This is a genomic window from Rhodococcus sp. GB-02, from assembly GCF_053470465.1.
Window position 1 is genome coordinate 235200 of the sequence record NZ_JBPUKE010000005.1, and the last position, 14823, is coordinate 250022.

Annotated in this window: 14 protein-coding genes; 1 reads left to right on the forward strand and 13 read right to left on the reverse strand. The window is 61.5% G+C overall.

Features of this window, described 5'->3' with window-relative positions:
* Positions 1 to 980: 980 nt before the first annotated feature.
* Complete coding sequence (locus ACSW29_RS30215; protein ID WP_128637843.1) at positions 981 to 1163, forward strand: hypothetical protein; 183 nt, start codon at positions 981 to 983, stop codon at positions 1161 to 1163.
* 415 nt (positions 1164 to 1578) lie between these two features.
* On the opposite strand, the gene ACSW29_RS30220 is transcribed toward ACSW29_RS30215, so the two are convergent.
* The 13 genes from ACSW29_RS30220 to ACSW29_RS30280 form a co-directional block, all read right to left on the reverse strand.
* On the reverse strand, positions 1579 to 2631 hold the full coding sequence (locus ACSW29_RS30220) for an ABC transporter ATP-binding protein (protein WP_042920120.1): 1053 nt from the start codon (positions 2629 to 2631) through the stop codon (positions 1579 to 1581).
* A 59-nt stretch (positions 2632 to 2690) separates the two neighbouring features.
* Complete coding sequence (locus ACSW29_RS30225) at positions 2691 to 3221, reverse strand: hypothetical protein (protein ID WP_042920118.1); 531 nt, start codon at positions 3219 to 3221, stop codon at positions 2691 to 2693.
* Positions 3218 to 3817, reverse strand: a complete 600-nt coding sequence (locus ACSW29_RS30230) for a hypothetical protein (protein WP_042920115.1) — start codon at positions 3815 to 3817, stop codon at positions 3218 to 3220. The genes ACSW29_RS30225 and ACSW29_RS30230 overlap by 4 nt, the downstream gene beginning before the upstream one ends.
* Complete coding sequence (locus tag ACSW29_RS30235; RefSeq protein ID WP_042920112.1) at positions 3793 to 5253, reverse strand: MCE family protein; 1461 nt, start codon at positions 5251 to 5253, stop codon at positions 3793 to 3795. The genes ACSW29_RS30230 and ACSW29_RS30235 overlap by 25 nt, the downstream gene beginning before the upstream one ends.
* A complete protein-coding gene (locus ACSW29_RS30240; protein WP_042920109.1) occupies positions 5253 to 6392 on the reverse strand; it encodes an MCE family protein in 1140 nt (379 codons plus the stop codon). The genes ACSW29_RS30235 and ACSW29_RS30240 overlap by 1 nt, the downstream gene beginning before the upstream one ends.
* A complete protein-coding gene (locus tag ACSW29_RS30245) occupies positions 6389 to 7495 on the reverse strand; it encodes an MCE family protein (protein ID WP_042920106.1) in 1107 nt (368 codons plus the stop codon). Before ACSW29_RS30245 ends, ACSW29_RS30240 begins: the two co-directional genes overlap by 4 nt.
* Positions 7492 to 8490, reverse strand: coding sequence for an MCE family protein (locus ACSW29_RS30250; protein ID WP_042920103.1), 999 nt, complete (start codon positions 8488 to 8490; stop codon positions 7492 to 7494). Before ACSW29_RS30250 ends, ACSW29_RS30245 begins: the two co-directional genes overlap by 4 nt.
* Entirely contained in the window at positions 8490 to 9494 is a 1005-nt protein-coding gene (locus ACSW29_RS30255; RefSeq protein WP_042920102.1) for an MCE family protein, read from the reverse strand. The genes ACSW29_RS30250 and ACSW29_RS30255 overlap by 1 nt, the downstream gene beginning before the upstream one ends.
* The gene (locus ACSW29_RS30260; protein WP_058228372.1) at positions 9491 to 10654 is read right to left on the reverse strand and encodes an MCE family protein; all 1164 of its coding nucleotides are present in this window, start codon (positions 10652 to 10654) and stop codon (positions 9491 to 9493) included. The genes ACSW29_RS30255 and ACSW29_RS30260 overlap by 4 nt, the downstream gene beginning before the upstream one ends.
* A 1-nt stretch (position 10655) precedes the next feature.
* On the reverse strand, positions 10656 to 11435 hold the full coding sequence (locus ACSW29_RS30265; protein WP_081559622.1) for an MlaE family ABC transporter permease: 780 nt from the start codon (positions 11433 to 11435) through the stop codon (positions 10656 to 10658).
* 141 nt (positions 11436 to 11576) lie between these two features.
* A complete protein-coding gene (locus ACSW29_RS30270; protein WP_231915856.1) occupies positions 11577 to 12254 on the reverse strand; it encodes an MlaE family ABC transporter permease in 678 nt (225 codons plus the stop codon).
* Between the two features lie 375 nt (positions 12255 to 12629).
* Entirely contained in the window at positions 12630 to 14303 is a 1674-nt protein-coding gene (locus tag ACSW29_RS30275) for a long-chain fatty acid--CoA ligase (RefSeq protein WP_064113462.1), read from the reverse strand.
* A gap of 97 nt (positions 14304 to 14400) precedes the next feature.
* On the reverse strand, positions 14401 to 14811 hold the full coding sequence (locus ACSW29_RS30280; RefSeq protein WP_042920096.1) for a sterol carrier protein: 411 nt from the start codon (positions 14809 to 14811) through the stop codon (positions 14401 to 14403).
* Positions 14812 to 14823 lie beyond the last annotated feature (12 nt).

Below are 14823 nucleotides of genomic sequence, written 5' to 3' on the forward strand. Positions count from 1 at the left end.
GGTCGACGTTGAAGAAAGGTGACGGTCTCGTCTGGTCTCCTGCATCGGTTCCAGGAGGCGAGTATGTCAGCGCGGACATGGCGCAGACGGGCGTGGAATGCCGAAACAGTCAGTCACGTAAAGCAATATGGGCGGAGGGCGGCGATAGGCCCGCCATCCCGATAGAAGTCACGAACTCCGGGCTCGGCGGTCGTAAACACTAGTGAGACGGAAGTCGTCGAGCGCAGCGAGTGTCGTGTGGTGTGGGCGATTCGCCGGCTGCTGGTGGTGGCAGCCGACGAATCGGGTGTATCCCTTGCTCGCGTGTGGGGATGCCGCAGGCCGTTTTCCGGTTGGTGCTCACCTGGGGAAGGCCCTGGTCGGCGACTCGTTGCGTGTGCAGCTCTCCGCCGTGAAGTTGGCTACCCGTCGAGGGTTGCGGTGAAACGGAACTGTCAGCTTGCACCCTTGGGCGTAGCCGGAGCAGGCGGACAGTGAGCGGCTAGCTGAGTTGCCTCGCCGCGTGCTGCGCGAGGGTGTGACGTGAAGCCGGGGCGCGCGCGGTCAGTGGGGCTCGGCCGAGGTGGCTCCGACGAGGCTGAGCAGTGGTCGTAGCGGGTGACGTTGCTCAGCACTGCTGGTGCAGGTTGTTCGGTGGTCGTGATGGATGTGGTGGCGCCGCTGGGGTGGGATCCAGGGTCCTTCGTAGACGAGGTTGCCACAGTGGCGGCATTGTGTGCGGAAGTATCCCTTGTCCATCGACGGTTATGGGCCTTTCGGTGATGTGCATCTGAATCGAATCTTATTGTACTGCAGGCTGTCCCGCATTTTATGCGCTTGGCGGGTGGTGTAAATCCAATTTGATGCTTCGAGGAAGCGGGTGTCGGTTCGGTAACCTGTCGTCATCAGGGGGGAGGTGATCATCGCACGCAGCTTGAAGAGGAGTAGGGCGCTCACTGTTTCGATGGGGTGAGAAGGACTGCGAGGAGGTCAGGTGCTGGTTGCGCAGCGAGAACGTCACCAGGTCGGTGGTCGGTCAGATCGGCGGGCGAGGTGTAGAAGCTGTCGGACAACGCGGCCGGGTAGAGATCGGCGACGCACTCGCTGGCGGGTCGACGGCAACGACCGCAGCGGTGCCTGCCGCACAAGCGGCCAGGAGCGCAGCGATAGTTTCCGGCGTGTGATCTCGATGGTGTGAGGCGCATTCCTCAGTTTTCGTCAAAGTCCGAGCGCAGCGCATCGCTCACGAAGTCGCACTCGCCGCTACGACGAGCATCACCCAGTTTCTGTCCGTTCGAGCAAGTACAGATCCAATGCCCGCATCACCAGGAAATTCAGCGGAACCACCCGCGAGTTCCGCGGTTTCGCCCACACCGCCATTGGAATTCTCTCGACGCACCCACACGCACCACGTTTCCGGCCGTGATGCACCGCATTGTCCGGCAGTAGATGCAGATCACTTGATTTTGCATGAGGATCGCAGCCGGGGTGCGCACGTGCAGCAAACCAGTAGCCGCCTCGAAACTCGCCGACATGACCGAAATCGCGGCTATCGGCTTCACCGGCCGTGTGCACATGCGCAACGGAGACAGGCATAGGTTAGGGAATGCTCCAATCATGAACGTCGATGGCTCCGAGTTCTTCTGTAGCGGAATCGAAGTCGCTGTAGATCTGGTGTTCCTCGAAACTTTCTTGGATGGCGATCTGTGCACTCTCAGGCAGGGTGTGCATGATCTGGCGGACACGTTCCTGACGGCGACCGACGGCCTGACGCTCCGGGTTACCGGGCGTTGCCTTCATCTGCGGAACGATGCCCTCGACATCGTCGACACCACCGGCGTGGTGACCGGCGTCGACGAGCGCCTGCTCGTGCGCCATCTGAGCCTCGTCCTTCTCCTCCGACATACCGATCGGACCGATCATGGTGCCGTTGAGGAACTGTTTGACGACGGGCTCGTCCGACGTGAGGAGTACCTCACGCGGGCCGAACATGACAAGTTGGCGACGGAAAAGCATGCCGATGTTGTCCGGCACGGTTCGTGCGAGGTTGATGTTGTGCGACACGATTAGAATCGTGGCGTCGCTCTGCGCGTTGATGTCGATGAGCGTCTGGCTGATGTAGGTGGTGCGAACCGGGTCGAGGCCGGAGTCCGGCTCGTCGACGAGGATGATTTCGGGATCGAGAACGAGCGCCCGCGCCAAACCTGCACGTTTACGCATACCACCGGAGATCTCGCCGGGGAGCTTTTCCTCGGCGCCGACGAGACCCGTCAGATCGAGCTTCTCCATCACGATCTTGCGGATGTCCGACTCGGACTTCTTGGTGTGTTCGCGCAATGGGAAAGCGATGTTGTCGTACAAGTTCATGGAACCGAAAAGTGCGCCGTCCTGGAAGAGCACACCGAACAACTTGCGAATCTCATAGAGTTCCTTGGACGAGCACTGGAGGATGTCCGTGCCGTCGATCAGGATGGAGCCCTGTTCCGGGCGGAGTAGTCCGATCAGGGACTTCAAAAATACCGACTTACCGGTGCCCGACGGTCCCAGAAGAGCACTGACCTCTCCGGCAGGGAGCGTCAACGACACATCCTGCCAAATCCTTTGCGAGCCGAAAGACTTGGTCAGGTCGCTGACTGAAACTTCGACACCCATCGCGTGACTTCCTTACATCGATTCGTGAACGGGGGAATTCGGGTAGTTGATGCCGGGGCTCAGATCGGGGTCATTTCGGTGATCTGCCAACCGTTGTCGTCGAGGTGCAGCGAAACCTGGATACGGCTGCCGTCCAGCTTGGGGGCGGGACTGTCAGTGCTGGTGGTCGACTGGTTGACGAACATCAGCACGGTGGCGGCATCGGTGTCGGACGAGACTACAGAAGATTCCACGACAGTGGCCGAGGTGACTACCTGTCGCTTCTTCGCGGACGGGATGATGATGTCTTTGCTTACGCTCTCGAACTGAGTGCGGAAGTCGCCCCCGAGATGCGCGAGTGCGCTGGTGAAGTGGTCGTCGACGGTGTTGAAGTCGTAGGACAGGATGTCGGGGACCATTTGCGTGGCCTGCGTGAGGGCTTGCTGCCGGGTGTCTTCCTGGCTGCGGCCTTCGTAGGCGAGGATTGTCAGCGTCGCACTGGCGATTGTCACCGCGACCGTCAGGACGCCGAGGCCGGCGACCACCAGGGTGCGTTTGCGGCTGCTCCACGTGTTGAGGAACGAGGTGATGCGAGAGATGTAGGTAATCATGCGACGAACTCCACGTTGGATACCAGCCAGCGACCGTCGACCTGGTCGAGTGTCATTTTCATGCGGTAGACCCGCAGCTCACCGTCGGGTGCCTCGGTGTTCTTGACCGTCGATGTGACTGCCGCGAGGACGGTGGCGTGATCGTCTGTCGCGTCGATGATTCCGACGGACTTCACTTCCCCGGTGGACTCGACCTGTCCCTCGTTCAGCACATCACCGAAACCACCTGAGGAGGTGGTGAACTGGTCGTGGAATGTTCCGGTAGTGCCGTCGGAGACCCTCTGGATATCCTCCTTGAGGCTCTGGTGGCGGAGGGTTACCAGATTGGTGGCCATCTGTGTGGCGGTATCGAGGATGGTGATGTCGCGGGATGCGGCTGTTTCCGTAGTCCGCCAGTCGTTCCACGAGTTTATCCCCAAAACAGTGCCCGCCAGCACGAGAGCACCGGCGAACACGATTGCAGCGAGGGTAATACGGCCGGTCTGTCGGCTTGCGGAGTCGCCGGAATCGGTGGTGTGAGTGTGTGTTTCGGGTTGGTCGAGGACGTTTTCGTCGTCGATCGTCTCGGTGGCTAACGCAGTAGCAGACTTTGCCATGTCAGTTCCTCCTTGGACCGGGTGGGGGTTGTGGCGTCGATGGAGTACAGGGTGCCGTCTGGGGCTCGGAACGTGCCGGTGATCGGGTCGTAGGGTGAAGTGGTGATCGCCGGCGTTTTGCTGATGTCCCAGGAGGCTGGGGTTGCCGTGACGGGCGTCGGCTGAGAGCTGTCGGACTGTTCGGGCGTCGTGGGCGGTTCCCCCGGCGCCGGGGTGTAGGGCTGCCCTGGCCGAGCCAGCATCTGCGGCCAGTTCGACGGCAGGCCGCCTGGGCATTCCCCGACCTCGGCCGTGCGCACAGCAGGGTCGGTGGCGCAGGGGAGGTTGCGAGCACCACGGACCACACGGGGCTCGTTCGGGGGCAACTTGCAGTACGGGTCGATGGCCGGTTCGGCAGGGGACAGATCGCCGGGGTCCCGGCGCTGGGTCTGTCCGTATCCTTCGGTGCAGGGCAGGGGATTAGCGGTGTTGCCCAGCTTGATATCGAGAGGTCCCTGGCCGTAGGTGCGGTCTGCGCCCTGCACGCCCAGATGTGAGTAGTTGATCGCGGCCGACAACGCCGGATAGACCACCAAAATCTGGCGCAGACCGGGTAAGTTGACCCGCAACACTTCACCTGTGCTCTGCAGGTTCGCCAACAGCAGCGGCAGCGACGGTTGGAGATCGGTCATAGTTCCGCCGAATGCGTCGAAGAATGCGGGGCCGCTGTCCAATGCTCCGCGAATCTGTGTGTCATTCATGGTCAGCTGCTCGGTGAACGAGGCCAGATCGGTGGCGAAGCTGGTGATGTCCGAGCCGGCCTCGTTGGCTGCAGCGAGGACAGGCTCGGCGTCGTCGATCAAGGTGGTGGTCGGTGTCAGGTTCGCTTGCGCGAGCGCGATGAGTGGGCGGGTGGAGTCGATCAGCTGGGACAGGGCGGTGCCGGCACCATCGAAAGCAATGTACGCCTCGTCGACGGTGGTCTTCAGGTCCTCCTTGGGCAGTCCTTCCAGGAGGGTGTTCACCTCGTCGACCACTTTCGCGGCTGGCACGGGCAGGGTGGTGCGGGATCGATCGATGACGTCGCCGTCGCCCAGGAATGGTCCCTCGGAGGTAGTCGGCATCAGATCGACGTACTGCTCACCGATCGCTGACACGCTGCGTACGTATGCATCGGTCGCCTGGGGAATCTTGTGGTCTGAGTCCAGCTGCATATGCACGGTCACGTGGTCGGGGTTCACGTCGAGGGATTCGACGACGCCGACGTCGACGCCGCGGTAGGTGACGAGCGCGTTCGGGTAGAGTCCGCCAGCTCGTTCGAGTTCGACATCCACCGAGTACATTCCGATACCTGAAAATCGCTTCAACCCCATGTAGCTGTAGACGGAGTTACCGACGGCGACGATTGCGACAACGGTGAAAATGACGAGTTGGGTGCGGACAAGTTTCGTGCGCATCAACGCTGACCTCCCTGCTGTTGGGGTGTCCCGACGGCAGGAAGTGCGGCCGGGTGCGACTCGGTGGGTGCCAGCAGCGGGTTGGCGGCTTGTCTGGCCGGGTTGAGGCCGGCCAGCTCGGAAAACGGAATGCTGCCGAGCACCTTTCCGCCCACTGTCTCGGCGCTCACATCGAGGGTGAGGAACAGGTTCACGTAGTCACCACGCGCCGCGCGCTCGGTGGTTTCGATCGGGAACGGCATGGTCGCGGCGATCTTGAGCGCCTCGGGGATCGAATCCCCGACGGAGGCGAGTTGACTCAATGTGGGCTGCAACGCGGTGAGATTGGCGTGCAGATTCGCCCGGCTGCTGTCGAGCACCTCAGTGGCGACTTGGCCGAACTCACCGACGCTGGTCAGCATCGTCGTCAGTTGCTTTTGCTGGTCGTTGAGCACTTGTATGGCCGGGGTGATGGTCTCGATGCCTCGGTCGAGTGTTCCGTTCTGCGCTGCCAACTCGCCGCCGAGCCGGTCGAGCCCGTCGATAGCGCGCACGATGTCGGCTCGCTGCTGATCGAGTCCGCCCATAAAGGTCTCCAAGTTCCCGAAGAGCTCATGCAGATTCTGCTCCCGACCGTCCAGGACACGAACGAGTTCGGAGGTCACCGTGCGGACCTGCTGTAGCCCACTGCCGTTGAGAACCAGGGACAGGGCGGACAGAACTTCTTCAGTGGAGGCGTACTGACTGGTACGGGACAGGGGGATGATGGCTCCGTCCTGCAGGGTTCCCGTTGGCTCTTCTGCGGCTGGAACCGTCAGTTCCAGATACTGCGAGCCGAGCACACTGTTCTGTGTCAGCTTCGCAGTGACGTTCGCTGGGATCGCGGCGTCGTCGCGCAGCTCGAGTGTCAGGTGAGCGATCCAATCCTCTCCACCGATGCGAGCGATATTCCCGACGATGACGTTGTCCGCCTTGACCGGCGAGTTGCCAACCAGATTCTGGATGTCAGCGAGCTCGACTGTGACTTCGTAGGTCTCGCCGCCGACGGCGTTTCCTGGTAGCGGGATGGAATTGATGCCGTCGAATCGACATCCGGTGGCTGTCACCGCGATCCCGAGTGCCAAGGCCGAGCAGGTGGCGAGCTGTTTGATCGAAATCATCGGGTTCCTCCACTCGGAGCTGGTGCGCCAGCGCCTTGGACCAGGCCGTTGGCGAGTGTTCCTGTGGCCTTGATGCATTCGTCGGCCGGAGCGTCGACTGTGGTGAGAAGGGCACAGATCAATGACCGTGGGTCGGGGGTATCGGAAACGGCTATCGCGGCTGTCAGCGAGTTCGAGTCGGGGTCGTAGATGTTGTAGAAATTCGTCAGCGAGGTTGGAGCGGAGTGCAGTATCGAGGCGAGCGCGTCCTCGCGGTCGACTAGCTGGCGGGTGATGTCGGTGAGCTTACCCACGTCGGTGGTCAGTGCTCCGCGATTGTTTTGGAGGAACTGGGTGACCTCGTTGAAGGTTGTGAGCATGCTGTTGAGCAGGGCATCGAGTTCGGTGCGGTTGTCGTTGAGTACCGACGACGTGGTGGCGAGTTCCCTACTGAAGGCCGTGATTTGCTGCTCGTTGGCGGCCAGTGCGCTGGTGAACGACTGCAGATTCCGGACGGAGGCGAACAGGTCCTCCCCGCCCTTGCTGAGCGTGGTGGTCGCGTCGGCGAGCTGGACGAGGGAATCGTGCAGGGTCTGGCCGTTGCCGCGCAGGGTGTCTGCGGTGTTCGCCACGAAGTCGTTTAGTGATCCGTCTGGGTTCTCAGGCGTGCGGCCGACGTCCTGCGCGAGTTTGACGACTTGCTCCTTGACCTCGTCGAACTCCATTGGTATCGCGGTGCGTTCGACGGGGATCATCTGTCCGTCCTGCATCTTCTCGCCCTCGGTGTAGGCCGGCGCGAGCTGGATGTATCGGCCGGTGACCAGGACCGGTGCCACGATCACTGCCTGTGCGTCAACCGGGACGTCGTAGTCGCCGTCGTATTCGAACTCGACCCGGACGCGATCACCTTCCGGAATGATCTCGTTGACCCGGCCGACAGGGACGCCGAGGATCATGACGCGGTCGCCGACATATAGTCCTGTCGTGCTCCGAAAGTAAGCGGAGACCTGGTGGGTGGCGTTGGTAGCGACCCAGGTCCCAGTTCCGGCCACGACGGCGACCACGACCACGATGAGCAGCAGAACTTTCGCCGGCATACGAGTGGGCTTGCGTGTCCCCTTCATCGAGGACCTCCGAGACTGCCGGGAAGCTGACCTGCAAGATTCGCGGGCAGAATGTTCTGCAGAAGCGCCCCGAAAAATGGCCCGCTGCCCACGACGTCACCGATTTGCTTGGAATAGCGTTCGAGACCGGTTAGGGAGGCGTTGATGTTGTCGTAGTTGTTGTTCAAGGTGGTCACCAGGATGTCCACCTGCGAGAGGGTGGGTGTGAGGGTGCCTTCGTTGTCCCGCTTCAACGCGGTGAGTTCGTCGGCGATCTGCCGGGCCTGCACGAGGATGTTGTGGATAGAGTCGGCCCGCTGATTGAGCGTGGAGAACAGGGACTGACCCTGGCCGAGCAGTTGGGCGACACGCTGACTGCGGTCGGAGAGGACGTTGCTGACGCCTGCGGTGTTGGTCAGCAGGTGACGCAGTTCGGCATCGCGACTGGCCACCGTCTCGGACAACCGGGACAGTCCAGTCAGTGACGACTGCAGGTCGGGGGGGAGAGCCTGTTCGACCTGCGAGAGCTGATCGAGAGCGCCGGACAGATCGACGGTGTCCGTCTTGGAAACCTTGTCGGTCACTTCTTCGAGCGATCGTGTCAGGTCATATCCGGACGTGGTGTTGGCGAGCGGAATCGTGCCGCCTCGACCGAGCTCCCCGCCGCCTCCCGGCGCGAGTTCGAGATACCGGCGTCCGAGCACAGTCTCGACCTTGATAGTGGCATGGGTGTCGTCACCGAGGCGTATATCGCCGCTGTCGGCATCGAATTCGACGTCGACCTTGTCTCCGTCCAGCGAGATCTTCCGCACCTCGCCGACCTTGACACCGGCGATCTGGGTGGTGTCACCCACCGCCAGACCGCTCGCGTCGCCGAACTCGGCGTGATACGTCTTCGCAGCGATACCGGGCATCGTGTCGAAGTTGAGGGCGAGGGCGATTGCACCGACGAGGATGAGGGTGCCTACGACGCCGATACGGATCGGGTTCCGTTCGAGGAATGACTTAGTCATCATTATTTACACCTTTCGGCGGGCGCGGTGAACATCGGCGTGACTCCGCCTGGTCCCTGCGCGTACTTGACCGCCAGCCCGCACACGAACAGGTTCATATAGCTTCCGTATCCACCGGCCCGACCAGTCAGGCGGTAGTTCTCGGGCAGCTTGGCCAAGATCATGTTTAGGGTGTCGGTCTTGGCATTGAGTCGACCGGCCAGGTCGCCGAGGGCCGATACGTCCTGCGCGATGGCGGGACGGTTCTCGGTAAGAACCTCGGCCAATGTCTTGGATGCGTCGTCGATCTGTCCCAAGGAGCGGCTGATCAGTCCCCGGTCGTCGTTGAGACCTGCGACTAGGTGCTGCAGCTGATCGACGAGCGCCCCGAACTGGTCGTGCCGGCTATTTACGGTGCCGAGAACGGTGTTGAAGTTGGTGATCACCTGACCGATGGCCTGATCGCGGTCAGCGAGGGTGTTAGTGAGGGTGTCGACTTGGGTGATCAGCGTGCTGATACTCGATTCCTGACCGTTGAGGACCTGGACCAGAGAGGTGGACAATTGGTTGGTCTGGTCCGGGTCCAGGCCCTGGAGAAGGGGACGGAAACCGTTGACGACCTGGTCAAGATCCAGAGCGGAGGTCGTCTGCGCGAGTGGGATGGGGCCGTCGAGCGGACGCGGATCGAATGCACCCTGGGACAGGTCGACATATCGGTCCCCGATCAGGTTCTTGTACTTGATCTTCGCTTCGGTGGCAGAGGTCAGCGGCCGCTCGGTGGACAGAGAGAAGGTGACCACGGCCGTGCTGTCCGAGTTGAGAGCGACATCGGTGACCTTGCCCATTGGCACTCCCGCCACCCGGACGTCTGCACCGCTCCCGATTCCGGAAGCGCTGGAGAAGACTGCACTGTAAGTGTGTGTGCTGCCGAACCGAAGATTGCCGACCAGTGTGGCGACACCGAACCCGGTCAGCATGGTCACCAACACGAAGATCAGCAACTTGAATACCGGTGTGCTTTTGGTCATCGCAGACCTCCCAGGAAGAACTGCGCGAAGGGGTTCCCGATCAGATCCGTCGGGGTCCGTGCGGGACGATATGCGTTACTGCCGTCATCAAAGTTGGTGTGCCCCTGCGGCTGTGTCCAGTCGTAGCAGGCAACGGGACCGTCCGCCTGCACCACTGGTAGGTTGGCCGGGTTCGTATACGGCGGGTCGCCCATCAACAGGGTGCCGAGGATGTTCAACCCCGGCATATCGCTTCCCCCGAGCGTCCGTTCGAGGTAGGTATTGGACTGCTTCAGGCTTTCGACGAAGCAGGGAAGGGCTGGCGCGCGCTCGGCGAGCAGGTCCGTGGTCGGCGCCAACGATGACAGGGATTCTTTCAGCGGTGCGCCGGCGGCGTCGAGCAAGGAATGACCGCTGTTGCCGAAGCCGGTAAAGCTGAGGATGAACGCGTTGAGTTGGTCTTGGCGTTCGGTGATCGTCGTCGCGGTGGTGCTGGCGTGATCGACAGTTGCCATGAGGTCAGGAGTCGCGGCTGCGAGGATGTCGGTGGTCTGTGCGCCTTGCGCAAGGTCACGTTGCAGTGTGGGGATGCTGTCGTTGAAACTCGACAGATAGGTGTCGAGGTCGACCAAGGTGTCGCCGAGTTTGTCGCCGCGGCCGTGGAGCGACGTCGCCAACGCATTCAAGGTCCCGTTGACCTTCTCCGGTTCAACGGTGCGTAACACCGTAACCAATGATTCGAGCAGATCGTTGATTTCCGTCGCAACCTGCCCGGTCGACAGCACAGTTCCCGCCGAGATCGACTCGGGGGAGGGAGATTCGGGTTGCATGAGGGTTACGAACTTGCGGCCGAACAGGGTCGTGGGATCTACTGCCGCAGAGACGTTCGCTGCGATCGAGGACGCACGGTTTTTGTCGATGTCCATCGATATCTCGGCGTGTCCGTCGACCAGTTTCACGTCGATGACGCGGCCGACGACGACCTCGCGCATCTTTACGTCGGATCCGGGTTCGAGCGACAATCCGGCGCGGGTCGCATACAGCTTGACGGGGATGGCCGAGGTGAAGCTTCCCCGGTAGACGGCGATCGAGGTCGCCGTCGCGAGCGCTCCTACCACGATCAGGACCAGGCCGAGTGTGACGTAGGCCTTGCGGCTGTGTTCTGTCAGATGTCCACTCATGTCAGCCCGACACCCGCACAGCCCCGGCGGTGCCGCCGTACACGGCGATACCGATAAGTAGGTCGATGATCATGATGGAAATCAGCGAGGTCCGCACTGCTCGACCGACCGCGACCCCCACACCGGCTGGACCTCCGACGGCATTATAGCCGTGGTAGCAGTGCACGCACATCACCACGACGGCCATCGCCAGCACCTTGACCGCGGACCAGATCACATCGCTGGGTACGAGGAAGACGTTGAAGTAGTGCGAGAACGTGCCTTCGGCTTCCCCAACTATATAGACTGTGACCAGCTGGGTGGCGGCGAAGCCGATGAACAAGGCCACCGAATACAGTGGGATCACTGCGATCACGCCGGCTAGCACCCTTGTGGTGACGAGGTACGGCAGTGACGGAATCGACATGGTTTCCATTGCGTCGATCTCCTCGCTCACGCGCATGGCCCCGAGCTGTGCGGTGAAACCGGCGCCGACTGTCGCTGTCAGTGCGATGCCGGCTATCACCGGGATCGCTTCGCGGGTGTTGAAGAAGGCAGAGATGAAACCGGACAGGGCGCCGAGGCCGATGTGGCCGAGCGAGGTTGAACCCTGCTGGCCGACCTCGTATCCCACGGCGGCGGTGAGCATGGCGATGACCACGAGGGTGCCGCCGATTACGGCGAGGGCTCCGGTGCCCATGCTCACTTCGGCGAGGAGGCGGACGGTCTCAGCGCGGTAGCGCCGAAGGGTCCGCGGAATCGACGCGATGGTGTGGTTGTAGAAGGAGAGTTGTCGGCCCATCTCCTCGAGATGGCTGACCGGCGCATCAATCAACTTGATCGCGGCGGCTCCGGTTCCCCGGAGAACCGTAGGTTTGTTGGCTATCGACACGAGATTCCCGTCATTCTTGTCGTTCGGTTTCTGTCAGTTGTCCAAACGTGTTCAGTGCAAGGCCAAAGTCGTGATCACCGAGTTCGCCAGGAACAGCAGCAGGAAGCTGAAGACCACTGTCTGGTTGACGGCGTCACCGACGCCCTTCGGTCCTCCTCGTACGTTCAAGCCGAGGTGGCATGCGACCAGTCCGGCGAGCATCCCGAACACCGCGGCCTTGATTTCGGCGACGAAGAAGTCCCCGAGACCGGTCAGAATGGAGATCGAGGTGACGTACTGACCGGGCGACGCGCCCTGCATGTACACGGTGGCGATATAACCTCCCACCAGACCGACGGACGAGACCAGGCCGTTGAGGAACATCGCGATGACCATGGAGGCCAACACTCGCGGAACACAAAGCCGGTGAATGGGATCAATCCCGAGGACCTTCATCGCATCGATTTCCTCGCGGATCGTCCGAGAGCCGAGATCCGCGCAGATCGCGGTCGATCCGGCGCCCGCGACGACCAGGACTGTGACGATTGGCCCGATTTCGCGAACGATGGCTACACCGGCACCCGCACCGCTGAGGTCCACGGCACCGATCTCTGCCAGCAGGATGTTGATCTGATAGACGAACATCATGCAGAAGGGGATCGCCATCAACAGAGTCGGCATGATCGACACACTGGCGATGAACCACGCCTGCAGGAGAAATTCGCGCAGATGAAAGGGGCGACGAAACATGAAGCGAAACGTCTCAAGGGACGTGGCGTAGAAAGCACCGACCGCACGGGGTGCCACGCGTAAGGCGGCCAAAGCCTTCGCGCCACTCTCGCCCGCCGATCGGGATCTGTCCAGCAGTTGCACGTAGTCCTCCGCGATGATGAGTGCCTGTGTATGAGTGTGTCGACGGATGCCGCAGCGTTCGATTCGCGTCGACAGAGACGCCTCCGGCCGGGTTTGACTGGGATGGGCCCCTTTTCGGCGCTCGGTACCAGTGGGGTGCGGTCCACACCGACGGTGAAGAGGGGCTGTGCCGGGGTTCCCGCGACTGTGGGAACCCCGGCACAGCCCGGTGACCCAATGAAAGCCGTCACCACTTGTGACGGTCCGATCGTGCTATCCGAGGGATCCCTGCCGGAGGCTCCGAGTACCGTCGGCGTTGGGTGAATCATGACTGAGCTGCGCTGTGCGGGTCGAGAGTTGCTCTTCCATGTCACCTCGGGCGTACAGCGCGCGCAGCGCCTTTTTGTCGAACTTTCCGACGCTGGTTTTGGGCACCGCCTCGAGAAATGCCCAGCGTTCGGGAATCCACCACCGTGCGACCTGTGCGTTCAGGAATGTGCGCAGTTCATCGGTGCCGATCGTCGAGCCCGGGGTGCGCACAACGCAGCCAAGCGGCCGCTCTTCCCACTTGGCGTCGGGTACGGCGATAACGGCTGCTTCGAAGACCTCCGGATGTCCCATCAGGGCGTTTTCGAGGTCGACCGAACTGATCCACTCGCCGCCGGACTTGATGACGTCCTTCGTTCGGTCGGTGATCTGGATGTATCCGCGGGGGTCAATATGGGCGACGTCGCCGGTGCGCAGCCATCCGTCCGCGAACTTGTCGGCTGCGTCGACTCCGTAGTATGCCGCGGTAATCCATGGCCCTCGCACCTGGATCTCGCCGATCGACTTTCCGTCCCAGGGCGCCTCGTTGCCGGAGTCGTCTACCAGACGCGCTTCAACGCCCGCGGTCACTCGGCCAGTCTTGGATCGCCAGTACATTTCGTCTTCCGGCGCGCTTCCCTTCGGTGGCAGAGCTATCGCTGCGAGCGGGCTGGTCTCGGTCATTCCCCAGGCCTGAATGATGCGGACACCGAAATCGGAGTCGTAGCCCTCGATGAGAGAGCGTGGAACCGCGGATCCTCCACACGCGACGAGTCGTAGACTGCTCAGATCTGTGCTGTGTGTTCGGGCGTAGCTGAGGAGATCGTTCCAGATTGTCGGTACGGCGCCGGCGAGGGTGGGTCGCTCGGACTCGATCATCTTTGCCAGGTGATCGGCCTGGAGATAGCGGCCAGGTAAGAGCATATCGGACCCGGAAAGCCATGATGTGTAGGCCAATCCCCACGCATTCGCATGGAACATCGGTACTACTGGAAGCACGATGTCGTGCTCGGTGAGACCGAAGACGTTCCCTGCGGCAGATGCCATGGAGTGTAGGTACGTCGAGCGGTGACTGTAGACGACACCCTTCGGGTCGCCCGTCGTGCCGCTTGTATAACACATTGCCGCGGCCTGCGATTCATCCAGATCCGGCCACACGTATGGTGCGCGGGACACTGTCAGGAGGTCCTCGTAGTGAAAGTATCGGTTGTTGGGTAGCTGGTCGGTGTCGCCGACGACGATTACATGCTCGACGGTCGTGAGCTGGTCGAGTACTCGGGCCAGTAGCGGAAGAGTAGTCCTGTCGGCGATGATGACTTTGTCTTGAGCATGGTTAATCACGAACGACAACTGCTCTGGGGTCAGTCGCAGGTTGAGGGTGTGGAGGACGGCACCCATCGAGGGGATCGCGAGGTAGCACTCAAGATGTTCCTGCGTATTCCACAGAAGCGTGGCGACCCGGTCGCCTGGAGAAACTCCGATTTCGGTCAGCCCGCTGGCGAGGCGTTCGGCACGGCGGGCTACTTCGTCAAATGTGGTGCGACGGCAGGAATCCGGCTCGTAGGTCACGACAGTGGAGTTCCCGTATATGCGCTGCCCGTGTAGCAGTATCTCGCGGACCAGCAGTGGGGAGTTTTGCATCGTACTAAGCACGGGGTCTCCAGGTTTCAGAAAAAAGGGGGACTTGTCGACGGGAGCGCGGCGCGGTGAAATTGACGCACCACGCTCCCATACACGGCTAGGCGTTCAGCAGATCAGTCCGCTCGTCGACGGCAAGCATGTTTCGGTACGGGGTAAACAGTGTCTTCGCTGTAGGGATGATCTTGAGAAGCTTCGGCACTGGCCCCTTGGCACGCACCGTGCCCTTCGCCATGGCGACGGGGAGATTGAGGTTGCCGAGCCAGAACTTGTTTCCGCTGTCGGCCGACATGAACAGTTCGACGTTCGGGTCGGGCCCGACATCCACTCCGGTGTAAACTTTACCGTTTGGAAAGTCGACCGTGATCACCGAATCAGGGTCGGTGTACGTAATCCGAAGAGTCACACCCGACTCCGCAAACTTCGGTCCCAATTCGGGATCCGAAACTCCCTGATTGAATACACCGCCGACATACTTGTACACATCGTCGGCGTTCTTGAAGATGCCCATTTGTGTTTCTCC